Genomic DNA, 22,470 nt, shown 5'->3' with positions numbered 1-22,470 from the left:
GGGGAATGCGGTGATCCCATCCGTGAAGTCCGGCAGGGAACCATCCCGGGCGTTCGCCCTGGCACCGCAAAGGCGCTCGAAATACAACGCACTTCGGGGACAGGACACTAACCAGGCCGGTGCATCCGGAAGAGCTGTTCGGGTGTCACCGTGAAGTAGTCCGCCGGACCGCCGGCACGAAGTATGGGCTGGGCGGCGGCGGTGTCGTAGATGCCGTCGCGCAGCAGGGAACGGTCCACGTGCACGCCCACCACCTCGCCAAACACCATCCAGGTATCTGCCTTGCGACCATCAGCACCCTGCAGCTGCAGATGCTGGGTCAGCCGGCATTCGAAGGACACCGGCGCCTCTGCGACCCGCGGCGCGCTGATCACCCGGGAGGCGGCCGGCGTCAGTCCGGCCAGTTCGAACTCGTCCACCTCCGGGGCCACGTGGGCACAGCTGGCGTTCATGGCCTCGGCCAGCGACCGGGTGGCCAGGTTCCAGCCGAACTCGCCGGTCTCCAGGATGTTGCGCACGGAGTCCTTGAAGCCGATGCTGGCGAAGCCGACGATGGGCGGCCGGTAGTTGAAGGCGTTGAAGAAGCTGTAAGGGGCCAGGTTCAACCGGCCGGCCGCGTCCTGCGAGGAGATCCAGCCGATGGGGCGGGGCGCCACCATGGCGTTGAACGGGTCGTGGGGCAGGCCGTGCCCCCGGGCGGGCTCGTAGAAGTAGAAGTCTGCGGCCATGAAGGATCCTCGGTTGGAGAAGGAGCAGTTAGCATGCCGCCTCCGGTGCCACTTGCCAAATGCCGCAGTATTGCGCCCGCGCGCAAGCCGGCTGCAAGATAAGCGGCGCCATGATCCCTTTCGCCGCCATCGAGGACCAAGTCTCCGCCATGGAACTCACCCTGGCCACGCCCGCGCTGTTGTTCCCGGCCATCTCCCTGCTGCTGCTGGCCTACACCAACCGTTTCCTGGCCCTGGCGGCGCTGATCCGGGATCTCCAGTCCCGCTACCGGGATACCCACGAACGCAACCTCTATCAGCAGATCGAGAACCTGCGTCGACGGGTGTTACTGATCCGCAACATGCAGGTCATGGGCGTGGCCAGCCTGTTCCTGTGCGTGGTGTGCATGCTGGTGTTGCTGGCGGGCTGGCACGGCACGGCACTGGCGCTGTTCGTCATCAGCTTGCTGTTGATGCTGCTCTCCCTGGCGCTATCCCTGCGCGAGATACAGATCTCCGTGGAGGCGTTGAACATCCAGCTCAGCGGCATGCGGGACGGCACCGCACCGGAAACCCGGGAGCGGGCGGAACGCGATCCTCCGTCCGCTCCCTGACAGTCAGCTGGCTGCTGCAGGCTCTGCGGCAACCAGCTCGTCGGCCGCATCCGGCCGGGTCAGACGCAGCAGCGTGATCACCGCCAGACTGAACACGCACAGGCCGGCGAAGACAACGAAACCGGTGGCATAGCCGCCGTGCCCGCCCCAGTCCGCGAACGCACCCATCACCGGGGGCAGCAGTGTGCCGCCGAAACCGCCGAGCCCCCCGATCCAGCCCGCAGCCCCACCGATGGCACAGGGCAGATAGACCGGCACCAGACTGAACTGGGCGGCATTCGCCACGCCGAACCCGAACGCAATCAGCAGGGTGCCGAGGAAGGCAACCGCAACGGTGCCGGTGAAAGTGAGCAGCAGGGCGCCGGCCAGGGCAGCGCTGAAGGCCAGCATATTGGCCGGCTCGCCGCCGATGCGGTCCGCGAGCAGGCCGCCGGGGACCCGGATCAGCCCGGTAAGAATCCCGAACACGGCGGCCAGTACCCCCGCAGTGGTAATGGGCAACTCGTGGAAGGTGTACCAGTAGGTGGGCAGCCATGCAGTCAGCGCCAGGAACCCGCCGAAGGAGACGAAATAGGTGCTGACCAGGGCCCATGTGCGCCAGGCGCGTGCCGCCTCCATGAGCGCCGGGAACATGCTGCCCCGCGGGAAGGCCTCCTGACCGAGCTCACCGGCCACGCGTTCCGCCTCGGCCTGATCCAGACCGTGATCGGCGCGCAGCTGGAAGTACGGGGCATTCTGGGCGAACAGCGCAACAAGAACGAAGGCCAGCCCCACCAGGGCGATCCAGACCAGGTAAGCTCCCGGCAGCGTGAGCGCGGCCACCATGAACGGCACCAGCAGCGTAAAGGCGCCGGCGCCGGCATTGCCGAAGCCGGCGAAGACGCCCAGTGCCGTTCCCTGCTTGCGCATGGGGTTCCAGTAGGCGTTCATGGGAATACCCACGGAGAAGACGTCCACGCCGAAACCGATCACGGCCCCCAGCAGGAGCAGCAACGGGAAGAAGGCGGGGCCCATGTTGTCCGGATAATAGGCGAACAGCAGCCACACCAGCACGGCCATGGCCGCCAGCATGATGCCGAGCAGGGCGAGAAACGGCTTCTTGCCGCCGGTGGCATCCGCCCAGGCGCCGAACATCACCCGGATGAGGGCGCCACTGAGGGCTGGCATGGCCACCAGCCAGCCCACCTGGGTGGCGGTCAGCTCCATGGGTTCACGCAACTGGGCGGCGGTGGGGCCGAACAGCGCGATGCCTGATATCCCCATGAAGAAACCGAACGAGGTAACGATCAAGGTCGCCAGGCGACTCCCCCGAATACGTGCTGCCATGGTCATTGCTTCGTCTCCACAAAAAAAAAGCGCCTGCGCGGCACTCCCTCTCCAGGGATGCTGCGCAGGCGCCTGTGCCTGTTCGTGCCGCCAGCATTGGCAGCGATCAACAATGGGGTTGCAAACCCGGTGCCAGATAGCTGTCCGGTTCTCGGCTCCACCCCTGAAACCGGCGTCACTGCAATCTCTCGCCCGGCAGACGCGCGACCGCCAAGGGCCTGCCCAGTCCAGGCTCGAGATGCCGGAAAAGCCGATATTGCACCGCGGCAGAGCAGTGCAACGCTCGTCTGCACCCCCCTGGGGCAGCCCCCCAGCCATCAAGAATCGACCAGTGCAGGCGCCCCGCATCAGCGTGGCGCACCTGCAGTTGCCGTCGCCACACCGCGGGCCGGTGGTGCGGACGAGCATCGGACCGGAGGGACGGGATGGCGCAGGGGCGTTCAGTCGACGGCGGGGGCAATCGCCGCCGCCGTCCGCTTCAGGGCGCAGTCATCGGCGGCCGCCACCACCCGACCGATAAGGGTGAGCGCCGGGCTTGGCAGGCCAGCACCGGCGGCCCGGTCAGCGATGTCACGCAAGGTGCCCCGCACGACACGCTGCTGCCTGGTGGTGCCCTCGGCGATCACCGCCACGGGCCAGTCGTCCGGCAGCCCGTTGGCCCGCAGACCGGCGCAGAAGTCCGCCAGCGGCTGCAGCCCCATGTACACCACCAGCGTCCGGTCTCGGCGGGTCAGGGTCGACCAGTCGTCCGGGCTGCGGCCGTCGCGGTCGTGACCGGTGATGAACAGCACCGAACGGGCGTAGTCCCGATGGGTGAGGGGAATGCCGGTGGCTGCGGCACAACCCAGGGCCGCCGTCACGCCGGGAACAACCTCGCAGGGGATCCCGGCGGCGCGGAGCGCATCCTGTTCCTCGCCGCCACGACCGAAGATGAACGGATCCCCGCCCTTGAGCCGTACCACAGTGAGCCCCTGACGGGCGTAGCGGATCAGCAACTCCTCGGTCCGCCCCTGGGGCACGTGGTGATCACCGCATTTCTTGCCGGCGTAGACGCGCGCCGGTCCGGGCCCGGCCAGGGCCAGGATCGCCGGCGACACCAGGCGGTCGTGCAGGATGACATCCGCCTCGCGGAGCACCCGCTCGGCCTTGCGGGTGAGGAGTTCCGGATCGCCGGGGCCGGCGCCCACGAGGTAGACGCGGCCGGACCCGGTCGTGGCTCGCCGGGTGTCGCGGCTTGCGCCGCTCCTACAAGGGCCACCGGAACGACACCGTTCCTTGTCGGGGCTGAAGCCCCTCCCACGTTCCGGTGGCGTTGATCTCTCGTGCAGGTCGCGGGTTGCGCCGCTCCTACCGGCGGCACCGGCCTGGCTCGCGCGCTGTAGGAGCGGCGCCAGCCGCGACGGATGCAGAGCCCGCACCAGATGGCCCAGCATCACGCGGTCCTCCGGTTGGCCGCCGGCGCGTGTTGCACGATCAGGTTCTGGATCTCGGGCAGACAGCTTCCGCAATTGCCGCCAGCCTGACAGGCGGCGGTGACGGCGTTCGACGCCGTGGCGCCGGCCGTTATGGCATCGATGATGGTGTTCTCGCCGACTCCGAAACAGGAGCAGACAGTCCGGCCCGCATCCGGCACCCCGGCCGGCGGACGGCCGGACAGCAAGGCCATGCGGTCGGCGGACGACAACGTCGGTTCGTCGAAAAGACTCGCAAGCCAGTGGCGTCCGGGCAGGGTTTCCAGGGGCCCCATGAACAGGCACCCCATGAGCCGGCCGTCGGCGATCCAGGCCGCGCGGTAGGCGCCACGGGCGGCATCCTCGAACTCCACCCAGTCGCCGCTGTTGCCAAGCAGCTCCCTGGCCACCGCCGGCAGCGTATCCGGGGCGTCGTTACCCGCGAGCTCGTAGCGCACGAATGAACCGCCCCGCGCGAATGCCCACCAGGCGCAACCCGGGTGCGCCCCGGGAGTCTCGCGCAGCAGCATGAAGCCATGCCACGCCGCATTGGCCGGAGCCACGGCCACCGGCGTATGCTTGAACTCCGGCTCGCCGGACAGGGGATCGGTTTCCGGATTGACCACGGCGTCGGCGCACCCCTGGGACGCATATTGCGCGTTCCAGTGCATGGGCACGAAGAGGTTGCCGCGGCGCTGGCCTTCATCCAGGACCACACGACCGAGGAAATGGCCCCACTGGCTACCGACCCGGGCCAGACCGCCCTGCTCCAGCCCGAAAACCCGCGCATCCTCGGGGTGCACCTGGACGAAGGGCTCCACCGCGTGGGCGGACAAACGCGCCGCCTTGCCGGTGCGGGTCATGGTGTGCCAGTGATCCCGCACCCGGCCGGTATTCAGCACCAGCGGGAACTGCGGGTCGGGGCGATTCACCGGGGCGCGGGGCTCCACCGGCACGAACCGGGCGCGTCCGGATTCGGTGTAATAGCGGCCGTCGGCGAACAACCGCGAGGTATCGGCGCCGTCGGCGCGCACCGGCCACTGCCGCGGCGGCATGGCGTCATAGGCCGCGCGGTCCATGCCGACCAGGCCGCCGATGTCGAAATCGCGCCGGCCGTCGTTCTCGAAGGCGGACAACCGCGCGTGCTCGTCGAAGATCTGGTGCGGCCCGGTGTAGGCGAATGCATCGCCGAAGCCCAGGCGCTCGGCGACGGCGCACAGGGCCTGCCAGTCCGCCCGTGCCTCGCCGGGTGCGGGCAGGAACGGGCGCTGGCGGGAGATGCGCCGCTCGGAGTTGGTGACCGTGCCGTCCTTCTCGCCCCATGCCAGCGCCGGCAACAGGACGTCGGCGACTTCGGTGGTGTCCGTGTGCGCCATGGCCTCGGAGACCACCACCAGTTCGCAGTCCCTCAACGCATCACGCATCCTGTCCGCGTCCGGGAGGCTCACCACCGGGTTGGTGGACATGATCCAGACAGCCTTGATCTCGCCGCGGGCGATGGCCTGGAACAGGTCAACGGCCTTGTCACCGGGGCCGGTCACCAGCTTCGGTGCATCCCAGAAGCGGCGCACCCGGTCCACATCCTCGGGGGCAAAGTCCATGTGTGCGGCAAGCTGGTTGGCCAGCCCGCCGACCTCGCGACCACCCATGGCGTTGGGCTGGCCGGTGATGGAGAACGGCCCCGTGCCCGGTCGACCGATACGGCCCGTGAGCAGGTGGCAGTTGATTATGGCGTTGACCTTGTCGGTGCCGGCACTGGACTGGTTCACCCCCTGGGAGAACAGGGAGACGGTCTTGTCGGTGCGCGTGAACAGGCGGAAGAACTGCATCACATCGCCTTCCGGGAGGTCGCACTGGGCGGCGACGTCAGGAACGGAACCGCCACTGCGCGCCATTTCGATGGCCTGACCAAAGCCCTCGGTATGCTGCTCGAGAAAGGCGTAGTCCACCTGACCGTCCCGGGCCAGGTGGTGCAGCAGCCCGTTCCAAAGCCAGACGTCGGTTCCCGGCGCCAGCGGCAGGTGGAGGTCGGCAATCTCGCAGGTGTCCGTGCGCCGCGGATCGATGACCACCACCCGCATGTCGGGGTTGTCCGCCTTTGCCGCCTTCACCCGCTGGTAGAGCACCGGGTGGCACCAGGCCAGGTTGGAACCCGTCAGGACCAGCAATTCGGCCTGTTCCAGGTCCTCGTAATTGCCGGCCACCGTGTCGGCACCGAAGGCGCGCTTGTGCCCCGCCACCGCCGAGGCCATGCACAGCCGCGAGTTGGTGTCCACGTGCGGCGTGCCGATGAAGCCCTTGAACAGCTTATTGGAGACGTAGTAGTCCTCGGTGAGCATCTGTCCAGAGCCATAGAACGCCACGGCCTCCGGTCCGTGCTCGGCGATGATCCGGCGGAGGCCGTCGGCCACCGTGTCCAGGGCTGTATCCCAGTCGGACCGTTCGCCGTGCACCACCGGGTGCAGCAACCGGCCCTCCAGATCCACGGTCTCGCCCAGAGCAGCCCCCTTGGAGCACAGGCGGCCGTAATTGGCCGGGTGCTCCGGGTCGCCCTGAATCTTCGCGGTGCCATCGACGTCGCGCGATGCCAGGATGCCGCAGCCGACACCACAGTAGGGGCAGGTCGTGCGGATCGTTTGCGAGTGTTGGTCGTGCATGGTGACACCTCTTCGCGCTGCGCGCGTCCGAGCTGGCATGGGGCGGCTGCGTGGAATCGCGACTCACGTCGCTCCCACCGGGAGGCATGCTCGATGCCCTCCCGAGAGCCGCCGTGGGAGCGACGTTAGTCGCGACGGTCCCGGGGCCTCAGGTCACGGGCTCAGGGTTCAGATACAGATCGCCATCGTCGTTGCGGACCTCGAAGCGGGGCACACAGCCCACATCCGGGGCCTTGGCCTCGCCCTTGTCCATGTGGATGTTCCACTGGTGCAGGGGACAGGTGACCAGCCGGCCGTGGACCTGCCCCTCGGACAGCGGGCCGCCCTGGTGGGGGCAGCGGTCCAGCAGGGCGAAGACCTCGTCGGACCCGTTGCGGAACACGGCCACGGGGCCGTGGGCGGTTTCCACCACCCGGGCGCCGAGGCGAGGAATGTCATCCAGGCGGCCGACAGGGAGCCATTGGGCTGTCTCGGCAGTGGGTTGAGCTTGTGCAGTCATGGATTCACCTGTGCTGTATTGCGTGTTCTGGTACCGGCGAGGCAGGCAGCTGTCGCGACTGACGTCGCTCCCACGGTGCCCTTGGGAAGGCACCGGGAAAGGCCTCACCGTGGGAGCGACGTCAGTCGCGATTCCGACCGCGGCCTACCCCGCCTTCCTCAACGGCTCGAACTTCTCCTGGTGGTTCTTGCTGTAGAACTTCCAGGGGTCCTCCTGGGCCTGCTTCTGGGAGGCGTCGAAGCGCTCCGCCAGGGTCTTGCGACCCTCGGCGTCCTCCACCACCCGGTCCTTTACGTAGCTGAGGCCCACCCGCTCGATCCACGGCGCGGTGCGCTCCAGGTAGCGGGCCTCCTCGCGATAGAGCTGCAGGAAGGCGGCGGCGTACTCCTTGACCTCCTCCATGGTCTCCACGCGACAGAGCACGTCGGTGGCGCGGATCTTGACGCCGCCATTGCCGCCCACGTGCAGCTCCCAGCCCGATTCGATGGCGACCACGCCGAAGTCCTTGATGCTGGCCTCGGCGCAGTTGCGCGGGCAGCCGGAGACGGCCATCTTGAACTTGTGCGGCGTCCAGGTGCCCCAGGTCATCTCCTCCAGCTCGATGCCGCAGGTGGTGGAGTCCTGGGTGCCGAAGCGGCACCACTCGGAACCGACACAGGTCTTTACCGTGCGCAGCGCCTTGCCGTAGGCGTGGCCGGAGACGAAGCCGGCGTCGGAGAGATCGCCCCAGACGCCGGGGAGCTGCTCCTTTTTCACCCCCAGCAGGTCGATACGCTGGCCGCCGGTGATCTTCACCGTGGGCACCTCGTACTTCTCCGCGACCTCGGCGATAGAGCGCAGCTGCTGGGGCGTGGTAACGCCGCCCCAGATGCGGGGTACCACGGAGAAGGTGCCGTCCTTCTGGATGTTGGCGTGCATGCGCTCGTTGACGAAGCGTGCCTGGGAGTCGTCCTCGGCGTCATCCGGCCAGGTGGAGATGAGGTAGTAGTTCAGCGCCGGGCGGCACTTCTCGCAGCCGTCGTCGGTCTTCCAGGCCAGGTTGTCGAACACCTGGCGCAAGGTGGTCAGCCCCTCGGTGCGGATGGCCTCGCGCACCTGGTCGTGACTCATGTCGGTGCAGCCACACATGGGCTTGGCCTTGCCGGCCTCGTAGTCACCGCCCATGGTGGCGGCCAGGAGCTGTTCCACCAGTCCGCTGCAGGAGCCGCAGGAGGCGGCCGCCTTGGTATGGGACTTCACGTCATCCAGGGTGAACAGCCCCTCCTTGGTGATGGCCTGGACGATGTCGCCCTTGCACACGCCATTGCAGTCGCAAATCTGGGCTTCGTCGGCCAGATTGGCCACCTGATTGACGCCACCATGCCCGGAGTCGCCCAGATGCGCCTGGCCGAACAGCAGGCTGTCGCGAAAGTCGGCGACGGAGGTCCCGTCGCGCAGCAGCTGGAAATACCAGGTGCCGTCACCGGTGTCGCCGTAGAGCACGGTGCCGACGATGCGGTCGTCCTTGACGCAGATCTTCTTGTAGACCCCGGCGGCCGGGTCCTGATAGACGATGTTCTCCACGCCGTCGGCATCCTGGAACTCGCCGGCGGAGTAGAGATCGACCCCGGTGACCTTGAGCTTGGTGGAGGTCACCGATCCCTGGTACAGCCGGAAGCCGTAGCCCGCCAGGTGGTTCGCGCACACCCGGGCCTGCTCGAAAAGGGGAGCCACCAGGCCGTAACAGACACCGCGGTGCTGCACGCACTCGCCCACGGCGTAGATGCTGGGGTCGAAGGTCTGCATGGTGTCGGACACCACAACGCCGCGGTCACAGTAAAGGCCGGCCTTCTCGGCGAGTTCCTTGTTCGGCTTGATGCCCACGGCCATGACCACCAGGTCGGCGTCCTCTTCCGGGCCCTCCTTGAAGCACACTTTCTCGATGCCGTTCTCGTCGGCAACGATCTCACTGGTCTGGGCCTCCATGCGGAACTTCATGCCCCGCTCTTCCAGGGACTGCTGCAGGTAGTTGCCGGCGGTCTGGTCGAGCTGACGCTCCATCAGCCACGGCATGAGGTGCACCACCGTTACGTCCATGCCCTGCTGCATGAGCCCGTAGGCGGCCTCCAGACCAAGCAGCCCGCCGCCGATCACCACCGCCTTGCGGTGCTTGCGGCTGGCGGCCAGCATGCTGTCCACGTCCTTGACGTCCCGGTAGGTCACCACGTCGGGATGATCACGCCCCGGAACCGGGATGACCACCGGGTGGGAGCCGGTCCCCAGCAGCAGGCGATCGTAGGACTCGACGGTGCCGTCGGCAGCGAAAACGCGCTTGCCGATGCGATCCACTTCGATGATTTCCTTGCCCTTATGGAAGGTGACCCCGTGCGCGTCGTACCAGTCCTCGCTGTTGAGCATGATGTCGTCCAGGGATTTCTCCCCGGCCAGCAGCGGCGAGAGCATGATGCGGTTGTAGTTGCCGTAGGGCTCGGCGCCGAACACGGTGATGTCGTACTTGTCCGGGGCAATGGTCTGCAGTTCCTCGATGACCTTCATGCCCGCCATGCCGTTTCCGACCAGCACCAGTTTCTCTTTCATGTCGTCCTCCCTCCGGAAACCCGGTCGTGCCACTGAGGCACCAAAAAAAAGGCGCTCACAATCGCCAGCCCTGTCAGGGCCGAGCGATCGTGAACGCCGTTGTCCATGGTGCGGTCGCCATTGACCGCATTGCTTACCAATAGGCTTTCAGAAATCGTGCCAGGCCTGGCAAACCAGGCATTTTCCCGCGATCACGAGAACTTACGGCCCATCAGTTAAGCGCCGGACGCCGCGTCCTGCTCCGTGATGGTGCAGTGCGATACGACATTGCATCAGCACAGGGCATGAACGGTGTCGTCGGCGGGGACGGTTCGGGCCGTCCACCGTGGGACCATTCATGCCGCGTCGGCCGGTCGACCGTGGCGCTCGTACAGAAACCGGAGAACCGACTTCCGCGCAGCGGTGTAGACCGGTTGATCGGCCACCTCAAGGCGAGCCCGCGGGCGCTCCAGCTCCACCGGGAGCACCTCCCCAATGGTGGCCGCCGGGCCATTGGTCATCATCACGATGCGGTCGGAGAGCAGCACGGCTTCATCGACGTCATGGGTGATCATGATGACGGTATTGCCGCGGCGGGCATGAATCTCCATGAGCGAGTCCTGCAGATGGGCGCGGGTCAGCGCATCCAGGGCGCCGAACGGCTCATCCATGAGCAGTACGCGGGGCTCCATGGCCAGCGCCCGGGCGATGCCCACGCGCTGCTTCATGCCGCCGGAGATCTCGAAGGGACGCTTGTGCATGGCCTCTTCCATGTGCACCAGCGCCAGGTTCTCCCGGGTCCACTCGTCCCGCTCCGCCTTGCTGCGTGTTCCGGAACAGACCTTGTCCACGGCCAGGCGCACGTTGTCGTAGACGGTCAGCCAGGGCAGCAGGCTGTGATTCTGGAAAATCACCGCACGGTCCGGGCCCGGGCGGTTGACCTCCTTGCCCTCCAGGATCACGCCGCCCTCGGTGGGCTCCAGCAGGCCGGCAACGATGTTCAGCACCGTGGACTTGCCGCAGCCCGAGTGCCCGATCAGCGACACGAACTCGCCTTCGTCCACGCCCAGACTGACGTTCTCCAGGGCACGGAAGGGACCGCTGCGGGTATCGAACTCAATGCCGACATTCTCGATGGTCAGGAAGTTGTTCATGACGGTGCCTCCTCAGGCCTGGCGGTAGTCCAGAACACGCTGAAGTAGATTCATGCCGGACTCCATGAGGATGCCGACAATGCCGATGACGATGATGGAGACGATGATCGACTCCACCAGCAGGTTGTTCCACTCGGCCCAGATGAAATAGCCGATGCCGACACCGCCGGTGAGCATCTCGGCGGCCACGATCACCATCCAGGCGATGCCAAGGGACAGGCGCATGCCGGTGATGATGTGCGGAAGCGTTGCCGGCAGCAGGATCCGCCGCATGATCTCCCAGCCGTTGAGGCGCAGCACCCGGGCGACGTTCATGTAGTCCTCGGGGATGGCGCGCACGCCGGCGGCGGTGTTGATCATGGTCGGCCATATGCAGGTGATGAAGATCACGAAGATCGCCGACGGGTTGGAGGACTCGAACACCAGCAGGCCGATGGGCAGCCACGCCAACGGACTGACCGGTCGCAGGATCTGCACCAGCGGCTGCCAGGCCCGGTTGCAGTTGCGGCTCATGCCCATGAGAAAGCCCATGGGAATGGCCACCAGCATGGCCAGGCCGAAGCCGGCCAGCACCCGCCCCAGGGAGTAGGTCACCTGCCAGCCGATGCCCATGTCGTTGGGCCCGTGCTGGTGGAAGGGCTCGGCGAACAGATACTTCGCCTCTTCCCAGGTGGCCAGGGGCCCCGGCAGGGCCGAAGCGACCTGGCTGCCGAGGAAGGACCACAGCGCCAGCACGATGCCGAAGGTCACCATGGGGAGCACCACGGTCAGCACCCAGCCGCTGATCTGCTGTGCCCGCGCGCGACTCATGGGCAGGCGTGCGGCGCTACCGGCAGCCCTTGCGGGGCTCCGCGCTCCGGAATCCCGTGCCTCGGTGTGTTGCTCCTCCGCCCCCTCGGCGGCGGCGTTCACGTCCCGGGTATTGATAACGGTGGCCATGACAGTGCCTCCCTGGTTATCCGTTGAGACCGGAAAGATCGGCAAGTTCGACCCGCCGGTTGTGCACGCGAAAACCCTCCAGGTACGCCATGAGGTTCTCCGGGTCGTACTTCATGCCGTCCAGGAACAGGTCCGGCCCCATGGTGATGGGTTCGCTGGCATCGGTGAGGGTCCAGTCCCCCTCGTGGACGCCTTCCGGCTTGTAGTCCACGGTGGGATAGGCGATGCCCAGGTCACGCGCCGCCTCGCGATAGAGTTCCGGGCGGTAGATGGAATCCGCGGCCTTGTGGATGTCGATGGCGCGATCCAGCTGCCCCCAGCGGATCATCTGGGTGATGAACCACGCGGCGTGGGAGCGCCAGGGGTAGGTTGCCGCATAGCGATAGAAGACGTTGAAGTCCGGGAACTCCCGCGGTTCCCCGTCGGGGGTAAACTGCAGCGTCCCGGTCATGGACATGGCGACGATATCCTCCGGCGCATTCACGTACGAGCGCCGGGAGATGATGCTGACCACCTCCTCGCGGTTCTCGGGCTGGTCCATCCACTGGTTCGCCTCGATGAGAGCGCGCAGCATGGCGCGGTGGGTATTGGGGTGCTTGTCGGCCCACTCTTCGGTGACCCCCAGCACCTTCTCCGGGTTGTTGTTCCAGATCTCGTAGTTGGTGATCAGGACCTTGCCGATGCCCATGTGGACCGCGCGCATGTTCCACGGCTCGCCGACGCAGTAGCCGTCCATGTTGCCGGAGCGCAGGTTGGCCACCATCTGCGGCGGCGGCACGACGATCAGGCGCACGTCGTTGTCCGGGTCGATGCCGGCGGCGGCCATCCAGTAGCGCAGCTCGTAGTTGTGCGTGGACACCGGGAAGACCTGCGCGAACGTCAGCGGTGGGCGTCCGTTGGCCTTGTCGTCCTCGATGACCTTTTTCAGGGCCCGCGCGGTGATGGGCCGCTCCTCCATGGCCTCGGGGTCGGCTTCGACCATGCGGTCGTAGAGCGCGTTGGACACGGTGATGCCGTTGCCGTTGAGGTCCATGCTGAAGGCCGTGATGGTGGGCTTCTCGGTGGCGCCCACGCCGAGGGACGAGGCAATGGGCATGCCCGCGAGCATGTGGGCGCCGTCCAGCTCGCCCACAGTGACCTTGTCACGGATGTTGCCCCAGGAGGCTTCCTGGCTCGGGCGGACATTCAGACCGTGCTTTTTGAAATACCCCTTCTCGTAGGCGATAACGATGGGGGCACAGTCCGTCAGCGGGATGAAACCCAGGGTCAGATCGGTTTTCTCGAGGCCTTCGCTCCCGCCCGCGTGAGCCGCGTTCTGAAGCCACCCCGGAATCCCGCCCAGTGCGGCGGAACCACCGAGGGCAAGCCCCGCGTTGCGCAGAAAGCTGCGGCGTGAAAGGTTGGTCCTGTCACCATCGGATCCGTGATTGCTCATGACTCGAAGCTCTCCCTTCTGAAGGCAAAAAAAAGGCGCTCATCCCCGCACCGGCTGACCGATGGGCAGGGATGAACGCCATTGTTCGAGCGAGATGGTCACCATTGACCATCATCTACCTCACAAGGAATACATCATTCGTGCCAGAACGCGTTTCATGAGTGCCACGGCCATACATGGCGCGGGATTCAACAGGACGGGAGGCTGCCCCGGCGAGCCCGGAAAGCGGCACATGATGGTGCAACGCAGAACGCGCTGCCCCCTAACAGGGCGTGGCGAGGCCGGCTCCGGCCATCGCCATCAGGACTCGCGGGAACGGCGGGCATCACCGGAAGTACGGAAGATGTCCGCCATGTTGATGGTGTCGACGGCCACTTCCGCCAGCTTGCGGCTCTGCGCCATGGCGAGCTGACGCAGAAACTTGTAGGCCTCTTCTTCACTGAGCCCGCGGTGGCGCATGATCAGGCCCTTCGCCTTCTCGATGGTCTTGCGTTCGTCCAGCGCGGCGCGGGCGGCGTTCAGTTCCTCGCTCATCTCCTGGAGGCGGCGGGACTGTGTCTGTACCAGATCGGCCAGCGAACGGCCGAGCTGCGAACTCGCCATGTCCGCCGAGTAGGCCGCGCTGCCGGTCGTCCCGGCGGACTCGCTCAATTCACCGTTGACGAACACCGCGAAACTGCCTGCAGTCTGGTGCTGCTCGGCAAGGGCGTCGATCTCGTTGCGGTGGGAGTTCAGGTCATCCCGCGCCGCCTCGATCTTGTGGTGGCAAAGCGCATCCAGCGTCGCCTCGATCTGATCCTCGATCTGCTTCATGGCGTCGATGCGGCGGGAGGCCAGCTCGAACCAGAGGTCACAGTATTCCGCGTTGACCCCGCCTTCGGCCGTTGACGCGAACGCGATCCTGCGCAGGCGCTCCATGTCCGCGGAACAGGGCTCCACCTCGCTGTCACGCCACAACGCCTGGGACGCCTCGTCGGCGAATTGCGCAAAGATCTCGAAACAGCGCTCCTGGCTGTCAATCAGGTGACGCAACCGCTCGGCCATGGCCGCGTCCAGGCCGCCGCGGGCGAATCCGGCGGCGCCCACCGCGCGCTCCTGACCGGCGAACTCCTTGCCCTGCATGAGGTGGAACATGGCCACCAGCTCGCGGGAGACATCCGGGTCCGCGGCGGAATCCGCCGCCTCGAAGACCACCGCCAGCAGCCCCTGGACCAGGTCGCTGTAGCCCGTCATCAGGGTTTCCGAGTCGACGTTCAGCGGATCGACGGCTGCCCGGATCGTCTCCAGGGCGTCGAGACCGTGGATCACGTACGCAATCCGGCTGAACAGACGGCTGGCGCCGGGCAGGCATGCCGACTCGGTATCGATCTCGTCGAGACAGGTGAGAAACTGCGCCTCCTTTTCATGGGTGCGCTCTCGCAGGGGGCGCAACTGATCCGCGAAGCGGTGCCCGCCCGAGGCCACGTACATGTTGGAGACCCCGCGTTCCCGCTGCAGCGCATGGACCAGGTTGCTGACGCTGACCACCAGCCGGCCCATGCGCAGCAGCTGCTCCAGGCTGAGAATGTCACACCGCTTCGAGGCGATGAGATAGTCGGCGGCGGTCTGGCGGCGATCGATCTGCTTGTCCATAAGAGCCCCAACTCCGGAAATGCTTCGAGCGATATGCCCACGTTTCCTATCCGACCATCAAGAACCGGGCCAGGTGGGCGAACACCAGAATTCAATGAGTTAGAGCGCCGGGACAACGAGCCAAGCACCATAACGGTGCGCGCACATCGCCGTCACAGGTAGGGCATGGCCAGGCGGGCGACGCCGTCCCGCAGCTTCAGGGGCAACGGGCGGGTCTCCACGTCCTCCAGGGTGAGACGCCGGGCCGCAGCGATGCGGGCATCGATGCGACCAGCAAGATCCCGTGCCAGTCCGCGGTCAAAACACTCAACATTGAACTCGAAGTTCAGACGCAGGCTGCGCGGATCCCAGTTCGAGGAACCGAAGCACGACCAGGCATCGTCCACCACCAGCAGCTTGGAGTGATCGAACGGGCGTGGTGACAGCCAGACGCGGCAGTCGTAGGTGAGCACCTGGCGGATGTGGCCCATCATCGCCCAGTGGACGAAGGGCAGGTTGGACGCCTCCGGGAGCACGATGTCCACCTGCACCCCCCGGATGGAAGCGGTGTTGAGCGCCGCCACCAGGGTTGCCTCGGGGAGAAAGTAGGGCGTGACGATGCGCACGGAGTCCCGGGCGGTGGTCACCGCCGCATGGAAGACCATCTGATGGGACATGAAGTGGTGGTCCGGGCCGTCGGGGATGCCGCGGGCCACGACGCTCCCGGCGGGGCTCAGGGACGGGAACCACTCGGGTCCCTGAAGCCGCTCGCCGGTGGCAAACAGCCAGTCCTCGTAGAACACCTCCTGGAGGTGGCGCACCACCGGCCCCCGCAGCCGGAACTGGACGTCGCGGGTGGTCCGCCGGCCCGCATTGCGCATGTGGTGGCGGCGGATATTGATGCCGCCGGTGAAGCCGACCTCGCCGTCCACCACCAGCAGTTTGCGGTGATTGCGCAGGTTGATCCCCACCAGCCGCGCGGGCATACCCGGGAAGAACCGCGCCACCGGAACGCCCCTTCGCTGGAGTTCACCCACCATGGAGGGCCAGGTGTAGCGCTCGCCGGCATTGTCGATCAGCACCCGGACTTCCACGCCACGCTCACCGGCACGCTCGAGCGCGTCGGCGAACTCGTGGCCGATATGGTCGTTGCCGAAAATGTAGGTGGCCAGAGTGACCGTGCGCTCGGCGGCCTCAATGGCGGCGATCATGGCCGGATAGACCTCGTCACCGTCCACCAGCGGCTGAACTTCGTTGCCCTGCACCAGCGGCCGCGGCACCACCCGGTTGCTTGCCCTGGCCAGTGCCTCCAGGTAGCGCGCGTCGGGGCCCAGCCTGGCGCTCAGCACACCCAGATCGCACTCGTGGTCGCGCTGGAACTCGTCCACCGTCTCGCGCCGCATGGCCTCGGCCCGACGGTTGATCCGGTTGACGCCGAACAGCAGATAGAGAACGGCACCGATCAGGGGCACCAGGAACAGCAACGCCACCCACATGAGGGCGCTGCGCGAATCACGCTTGGTCAGGACGGCATGGCCGGAGGCGATGATCGCGAATAGCGGGGCGATGAGTGCGGCAACGCTGTACCAGAAATCCATGGCGCTACGCCTTTGCCGGAGGTGGTGCAGGGTTACAACGCGGACCAGCCGTAACTCAGCAGGATGCCGACGAACACCACGCCACCGTACACGTTGTTGTTGAGGAACGCCTGGAAGCAGCCCTCCCGGCTGCGATCCCGGATCAGCCGCTGCTGGTAGACGAACAGCAGGGTCGCCAGGAACACGCCCGCGTAGTAGGCCAGACCGAGTTCAGCCTGCAGTCCGATGAAAAGCAGGGTCAGTGTCATCAGGCCCTGCAGCAGGCCAATGATAAGCCGGTCATTGTCGCCGAACAGAATGGCAGTAGACTTGACGCCGATCCTGAGATCGTCGTCCCGATCCACCATGGCGTACTGGGTATCGTAGACCGTGGCCCACACCACGGCGGCAATGAACACCAGCCAGGCGAGGTCCGGCACCGTGCCGGTCTGGGCGGCAAAGGCCATGGGCACCGCCCAGCCGAAGGCCGCCCCCAGATGCACCTGGGGCAGATGGGTGTAGCGCTTGGCGAACGGGTAGGTGGCGGCCAGCGCCACCGCCACCAGGGACAGCAGGATGGTCAGGGTATTCATCAAGAGCACCAGCCCGAAGGCCACAAGGCACAGCACCGCGAACAGGATCAGGGCCTCGCGCTCACTGACTTTGCCCTGGGCCATGGGTCGATGGGTGGTGCGCTTGACGTGGCCGTCCACGTTGCGGTCGGCGAAGTCATTGATGACACAGCCTGCCGCACGCATCACCAGCACGCCGAGGACGAACACGGTGAACACCTTCGGATCCGGGAATCCCTCGGCCGCCAGCCACAGCGCCCAGAGCATCGGCCAGAGCAGCAGGAAATTGCCGATGGGGCGGTCCAGCCGCGCCAGCCTGGCGTACTGCAACAGGCGATCTGCGACAAAAGCGGTGTTCATGCGCTTGCCCTCTTCCGGATCGATGCGTTGTCGGGCTCGACGCCCTGCGCGGCGAACAATGGCGGCAGAAAGACCTCGGCGACCAGCAGGGGGGAGCCGTGCATGTAGTGCACCACCCTCCGGGCCCAGCACCCCTGCAGCGAGGCACCCGCAGTCGGCCCCAGGCGCCGGGCGAGCCAGTCACCGCGCCGCAGGCGTGCCGCCTCCATGGGTTCACGCCGGCTGCCCGCGCCGCGGAACAGCAGCTCCCCCAGCGGCCGCGTACCCAGGTGGCGCAGTGCTTCGTTACCGCCACCCAGCGATGCCCCGGGAATCACGGTGCGCGCCAGAATCAGGGGCTGATCGGCGCAGCACAGAGCGACCTCCCGAACCCAAGCCAGTCGGCGGCGCGGGATCTCCAGGCGCCATGCCTCCTCCAGGGCGGGCCGCGCCCACGTCTGCCCGATCAGCCGCACCCGGAAGGCGCCCGGGCATCGCGTGCGCAGCCGGGCCGTGAGGGAGCCGGTATCCACCACCCAGTCGCGGTAGGGATGCGGCACGGCGCTGCCCGGCCGGCCATCACGAACACGCCATTGTGCCGCGGGATTCAACGCCTCTGCCCCCTGGTACGAAACGGGCGGGCAGTATCGCATGCACCCGCGGCCCTTGCATCCCGGGCCCTTTCAGACCCGCCCGTAGCGGGCGGCTTCGCCCACCCACCGGTGGATCAGCGCATGGGCATCGGCGGGTGCCTCCCACAGCATGCGGTCGGCGGCCTGCTGTACCGGGGCGATCAGCTCGCTGTCGCGGACCAGATCGGCCACCTTGAGCTGCCAGGCGCCGGTCTGCCGCGTGCCCAGCAGCTCGCCGGGACCGCGGATCTCCAGATCCCGGCGGGCGATCTCGAAACCATCACCGGACTCACGCAGCACCGCCAGCCGGGCGCGGGCCGTGTCGCTGAGCGGCGCATGATAGAGCAGCACGCAGCTGCTCGCCGCCGCGCCGCGACCGACTCGGCCACGCAACTGATGGAGCTGGGCCAGCCCCAGGCGCTCCGGGTTCTCGATGACCATGAGGCTGGCATTGGGCACGTCCACACCCACCTCGATGACGGTGGTGGCCACCAGCACGTCCACCTCACCCGCAGCGAACGCCTTCATGGCCGCGTCCTTGTCCGCCGCCCGCAGGCGCCCGTGCACCAGACCGATGCGCAGTTCCGGCAGGGCCGCCTGCAGCTCCTCCGCGGTATCGGCGGCCGCCTGCGCCTGCAGGGCATCGGACTCCTCGATCAGGGTACAGACCCAGTAGGCCTGCCGGCCTTCGCCGCAGGCCTTGGCGACACTGGTCATCACCTCGTTGCGCCGACTGTCGGGCACTGCGACAGTGGTCACCGGACTGCGCCCCGGGGGCAGTTCATCGATAACCGAGACATCCAGATCGGCGTAGGCAGTCATGGCCAGAGTCCGGGGGATGGGCGTGGCGGTCATGATCAGCTGGTGGGGCTGCGCCCGCTCGGAGTGGCCCTTCTCCCGCAGCGCCAGGCGCTGGTGGACCCCGAAACGGTGCTGCTCGTCCACTACCACCAGGCCCAGTCGCCGGAATTCCACCTCGTCCTGGAACAGGGCATGCGTGCCCACTGCCACCTGGGTGTCACCGCCGGCCAGGGCCTCCAGGGCCCGTCGCCGTTCGCCCGCGGCCATGCGGCCGGACAGCCAGGTCACGGCCACTCCCAGTGGCTCAAGCCAGTCGCGGAAATTGCGGTAGTGCTGCTCTGCGAGCAACTCGGTGGGTGCCATGATGGCCGTCTGCATGCCGCTCTCCACGCAGCGCAACGCCGCCAGCGCGGCGACCACCGTCTTGCCGGAGCCGACATCCCCCTGGACCAGCCGCAGCATGGGTGCGCGACTGGCCATGTCCGCCGCCGTTTCCCGGTCGACGCGCGCCTGGGCCGCCGTCAACGTGAAGGGCAGGCCGTCGGTGAACGCCGCAGTCAGTCGACCGTTGCCACGGAGCACCGGCGCCGCTGCCTGTTCTCGCAGGGTATGGCGCTGCAACCGCAGCGTGAGGTGATGAGCCAGGAGCTCCTCGATGATCAGCCGCCTGCGGGCGGGATGATCCGGCGCCTCGAGGGCCCCCAGAGAGATCCCGGACGACGGCCGGTGCAAGGTGGTAACGGATTCGATCAGTCCTGGCAGTTGCCATTGCCGGCGCAGGGACTCGGGCAGCAGCTCCGGCGGCGGTGCCTGGGCGAGCCAGGCCAGGGCCTGGTCGGTGAGACGGCGCAGCGAACTCTGGTTGAGCCCCTGGGTCGTGGGGTAGACCGGCAGCAGTCCATCACCCTGACCGTCGTCGTCGACACCGATCTCCAGCTCCGGGTGAATGATCTGCAGCCCCGCGGGGCCTTCCCGCACCTCGCCGAAACAGCGCACGCGGGTGCCCCGCGCCAGCCGCTTCTGCTGCGATGGGTGGAAGTGGAAAAACACCAGGGTAAGCCCCCCGGTGCCATCGGTCAGCCTACACAGCAGGCGCGAACGCCGCCCCGTGGCAACCTCCGTGAGTTCCACGGTACCGCTGGTCAGCGCCTGCTCCCCCGGGCGGAGTTCACCGATCCGGCGCACACGGGTACGGTCCTCGTAGCGCAGTGGCAGATGCAGCAGCAGGTCCTGCACCGAGTGGATGCCCAGGTTCGTCAGCCGCTCCGCCTGACGGGCGCCCACGCCGCGCAGCGCGGTGACCGGCTGCGCGAGGGCGCTGACATCCCTGTCGGCGGCCATGGCCGTCAGCCCTTGCTGCGCACCAGCACGGCATCCATTTCCACGCCTGCGCCCTTGGGCAGGCTGGCGACGCCAAGGGCAGCGCGGGCCGGATAGGGCTCGTCGAAGTGCTCCTCCATCATCTCGTTGACCAGACCGAAGTTGCCGAGATCCGTGAGATAGATGTTGAGCTTGACGATATCCGCGAGCCCGGCATCGGCGGCTTCACAGACTGCGCGCAGATTATTGAACACCTGCTCGACCTGGGCACGGATGTCGCCGCGCACCAGATCCATGCTCTCGGGCTCCAGCGGAATCTGCCCCGAGAGATAGACCGTGTCACCGACCCGAACGGCCTGGGAATAGGGGCCGATGGCTGAAGGCGCCCGATCCGTGTGGATCACTTCCCGCGTCATGATTTGAGTCCTCTCCTGCGTCGAAATAAAGACGGAGTGGAAAGCCAGGGAGACGCGACTGAATCCCGCGCGCCTCCGCGCTTCCGGTGCCGCACCAACGGCACCCGGCCAAGGTATCAGAAAGCTGCACCCGCTGTGGTGATCACGAACCTGGTGTACACACTAGTCGCCGATCCCGATCAGCACGGGATCGTGATCCGAAGACCGATACGGTGTGCCGTCCACTTGCGGCGAGTCCGCAAGCCGCCCCTGGTAGTCGAACACCGGAGGCTCATCGGCATTGATGTGCCAGACCTCGGTCCCGGCGACCCGCTGCGCCATGGACGGGTTCGCCAAAACGTAGTCCAGCGTCCCGGAGGCGCCGCGAAAGACGTAGCTGTATTGCCGCTCGGCCGGCAGGTCGCGGGCCACCAGATTGCGGAACCCGCTCTGCTCAAACAACTGGATCGGGGCTTCGCCGGCGTAGCTGTTGAAATCCCCCAGCAGCACGATGTCCTCGACACCGTGCTCGGTGGCCGTCTCGCTGACGAATTCCCGCAGCGCCCGCGCCTGCGCGGTACGCCGTTCGTTCCAGCAGCCCTGGCCGCGGTCCACGTCACCACTGTCCGGACAACGGATCTTGCTCTTGAAATGCACCACGGCAGCCAGGAACGGCTCGCCGTCAGGGGGACGGAACACGGCGGCCTGCGGTGGGCGATGATGCACGGGGCGGTCATCACGAAACGGCCCGGCCACCAGTTGCAGCCGCTCGGGGCGGTAGGCAAGGCTGACCTTGATGGCGTCGCCACCGGCCTCACCCGTGGACAGCTCCCGGTACGCTGGACCGGGCACTGCATCACTGGCGCGCTGCACCAGATCGCGCAGCGCCTCGGGGTCATTCTCCACTTCCACCAGCCCGATAAGATCCGCTTGCAGGGCTTCCAGTGCGGCCAGCAGGCGCCGACGCTGGCGCTCCAGTTCAGCCTCACTGGAGGCGCCACGCTGGCCCAGGGTCAGGAAATAGTTTTCCACATTGAAAGCAGCAGCGCGTCGGTCACCGCCCACGTCCGCCGGGCCTTCCGGCCGCGGGTTGTCGGCCCGGAACTCCGGTGTTTCCACGGGGTGCAGACGCCAATCGTCGAAGGCATAGGTAACGATGCCGGTGACGGGCTCGACCCGGTCACCCGCACGGCGGGTTCCGGAATCAGAATCGAGGTAGGGCACAGGGTCCGGGTCGGTTCGGTAGCTGCCGTCGTCCAGCAGGATCACTGGCTCAACGTCATCGCCGCTGCGCGTGCGAAACAGCCGCTCGGGGGCAAGCTTGAGCGTGCCGAAACGGCCGAGCTGGTGGTTGCCGGTGACGACCAGCTTCTCGGGGTAGTGCACCAGCAGACCCTCCATGGCCTCCCGATCCGCCTCGGCCAGGGGCAGTTCCAGGGGGACCGGCTCCACACTCCGTCGCGGTCCGCAACGGTGTACTCCATCCAGGTAGCCGATCTGGGGGCGTCCGTGAAACCGGTCGGTGATACCGGTGACCTGCAGACGCGCACCGGGCCGCACTCGCTCCCGCGCAGCACCGTCGAGCCCCGGGGCGTAGACGAACACGGCTGCCGGGCCGTCGGTGCCACGGGTGCTCTGCAGGAAGAAGCCGTTCAGCGCGTCAACGCCGAGGAACACACCGGTCACGCTGCCTTCCACGGTGACCCGCTCACCCTCCGCAATGGCATCGCTGCCCTGGCCGGCCACGGCGGCCACGGTCTGCGGATCGGGCTGACAGGAATCGGCGGCATCGCCGAAGACGAGGTAGCTGGCAAGCAGTGCGGCCAGGCCGCATGTCCACAGCACGTCCTTGCGCTTGAGCCATTGAGGCACGTTCATCACTCCC

Annotated in this window: 17 protein-coding genes; 1 reads left to right on the top strand and 16 read right to left on the bottom strand. The window is 66.9% G+C overall.

The genetic code is table 11. From position 1 onward, the window contains the following. Nucleotides 1-107: 107 nt before the first annotated feature. Entirely contained in the window at nucleotides 108-728 is a 621-nt protein-coding gene (locus KU884_RS01220; protein WP_167780914.1) for a flavin reductase family protein, read from the bottom strand. Between the two features lie 110 nt (nucleotides 729-838). Here KU884_RS01220 and KU884_RS01215 point away from each other — a divergent pair, with 110 nt between their 5' ends. Continuing rightward, the gene (locus KU884_RS01215; protein WP_254432141.1) at nucleotides 839-1,321 is read left to right on the top strand and encodes a DUF2721 domain-containing protein; all 483 of its coding nucleotides are present in this window, start codon (nucleotides 839-841) and stop codon (nucleotides 1,319-1,321) included. Nucleotides 1,322-1,324: 3 nt separating this feature from the next. On the opposite strand, the gene KU884_RS01210 is transcribed toward KU884_RS01215, so the two are convergent. The 15 genes from KU884_RS01210 to KU884_RS01140 all read right to left on the bottom strand — a co-directional run bounded on the left by KU884_RS01210 (nucleotide 1,325) and on the right by KU884_RS01140 (nucleotide 22,457). Next, a complete protein-coding gene (locus tag KU884_RS01210) occupies nucleotides 1,325-2,653 on the bottom strand; it encodes a nitrate/nitrite transporter (RefSeq protein ID WP_167780913.1) in 1,329 nt (442 codons plus the stop codon). 434 nt (nucleotides 2,654-3,087) lie between these two features. Then, the gene (cobA, locus tag KU884_RS01205) at nucleotides 3,088-3,834 is read right to left on the bottom strand and encodes a uroporphyrinogen-III C-methyltransferase (protein WP_167780912.1); all 747 of its coding nucleotides are present in this window, start codon (nucleotides 3,832-3,834) and stop codon (nucleotides 3,088-3,090) included. Between the two features lie 245 nt (nucleotides 3,835-4,079). Next, entirely contained in the window at nucleotides 4,080-6,755 is a 2,676-nt protein-coding gene (locus KU884_RS01200) for a nitrate reductase (RefSeq protein ID WP_167780911.1), read from the bottom strand. 148 nt (nucleotides 6,756-6,903) lie between these two features. Continuing rightward, nucleotides 6,904-7,254 (bottom strand): nitrite reductase small subunit NirD, encoded by a 351-nt coding sequence (gene nirD, locus KU884_RS01195; protein WP_167780910.1) that lies wholly within the window; start codon nucleotides 7,252-7,254, stop codon nucleotides 6,904-6,906. A gap of 144 nt (nucleotides 7,255-7,398) precedes the next feature. Continuing rightward, entirely contained in the window at nucleotides 7,399-9,831 is a 2,433-nt protein-coding gene (gene nirB, locus KU884_RS01190) for a nitrite reductase large subunit NirB (protein WP_167780909.1), read from the bottom strand. A gap of 335 nt (nucleotides 9,832-10,166) precedes the next feature. Beyond that, on the bottom strand, nucleotides 10,167-10,964 hold the full coding sequence (locus KU884_RS01185; RefSeq protein ID WP_167780908.1) for an ABC transporter ATP-binding protein: 798 nt from the start codon (nucleotides 10,962-10,964) through the stop codon (nucleotides 10,167-10,169). A gap of 12 nt (nucleotides 10,965-10,976) precedes the next feature. Then, nucleotides 10,977-11,903 carry a nitrate ABC transporter permease gene (ntrB, locus tag KU884_RS01180; protein ID WP_167780907.1) on the bottom strand — a complete coding sequence of 309 codons (927 nt, stop codon included), beginning with the start codon at nucleotides 11,901-11,903 and terminating at the stop codon, nucleotides 10,977-10,979. Nucleotides 11,904-11,919: 16 nt separating this feature from the next. Beyond that, the gene (locus tag KU884_RS01175; RefSeq protein WP_167780906.1) at nucleotides 11,920-13,338 is read right to left on the bottom strand and encodes a CmpA/NrtA family ABC transporter substrate-binding protein; all 1,419 of its coding nucleotides are present in this window, start codon (nucleotides 13,336-13,338) and stop codon (nucleotides 11,920-11,922) included. 300 nt (nucleotides 13,339-13,638) lie between these two features. After that, nucleotides 13,639-14,970, bottom strand: coding sequence for a nitrate- and nitrite sensing domain-containing protein (locus KU884_RS01170; protein ID WP_167780905.1), 1,332 nt, complete (start codon nucleotides 14,968-14,970; stop codon nucleotides 13,639-13,641). A gap of 152 nt (nucleotides 14,971-15,122) precedes the next feature. After that, nucleotides 15,123-16,547, bottom strand: coding sequence for a phospholipase D-like domain-containing protein (locus KU884_RS01165; RefSeq protein ID WP_167780904.1), 1,425 nt, complete (start codon nucleotides 16,545-16,547; stop codon nucleotides 15,123-15,125). A 32-nt stretch (nucleotides 16,548-16,579) separates the two neighbouring features. Then, nucleotides 16,580-17,458, bottom strand: coding sequence for a 4-hydroxybenzoate octaprenyltransferase (ubiA, locus tag KU884_RS01160; RefSeq protein ID WP_167780903.1), 879 nt, complete (start codon nucleotides 17,456-17,458; stop codon nucleotides 16,580-16,582). Beyond that, complete coding sequence (locus KU884_RS01155; protein WP_167780902.1) at nucleotides 17,455-18,048, bottom strand: chorismate lyase; 594 nt, start codon at nucleotides 18,046-18,048, stop codon at nucleotides 17,455-17,457. Before KU884_RS01155 ends, ubiA begins: the two co-directional genes overlap by 4 nt. 72 nt (nucleotides 18,049-18,120) lie before the next feature. Further along, nucleotides 18,121-20,211, bottom strand: coding sequence for an ATP-dependent DNA helicase RecG (gene recG / locus KU884_RS01150; RefSeq protein WP_167780901.1), 2,091 nt, complete (start codon nucleotides 20,209-20,211; stop codon nucleotides 18,121-18,123). Nucleotides 20,212-20,216: 5 nt separating this feature from the next. Beyond that, the gene (locus KU884_RS01145) at nucleotides 20,217-20,606 is read right to left on the bottom strand and encodes a RidA family protein (protein ID WP_167780900.1); all 390 of its coding nucleotides are present in this window, start codon (nucleotides 20,604-20,606) and stop codon (nucleotides 20,217-20,219) included. A gap of 162 nt (nucleotides 20,607-20,768) precedes the next feature. After that, a complete protein-coding gene (locus tag KU884_RS01140; RefSeq protein ID WP_167780899.1) occupies nucleotides 20,769-22,457 on the bottom strand; it encodes an ExeM/NucH family extracellular endonuclease in 1,689 nt (562 codons plus the stop codon). Nucleotides 22,458-22,470 lie beyond the last annotated feature (13 nt).

This window comes from Aquisalimonas sp. 2447 (assembly GCF_012044895.1).
Taxonomy (GTDB): domain Bacteria; phylum Pseudomonadota; class Gammaproteobacteria; order Nitrococcales; family Aquisalimonadaceae; genus Aquisalimonas.
The sequence above is the reverse complement of the archived record's forward strand: the minus strand, read 5'-3'. Positions and strand labels throughout refer to the sequence as shown.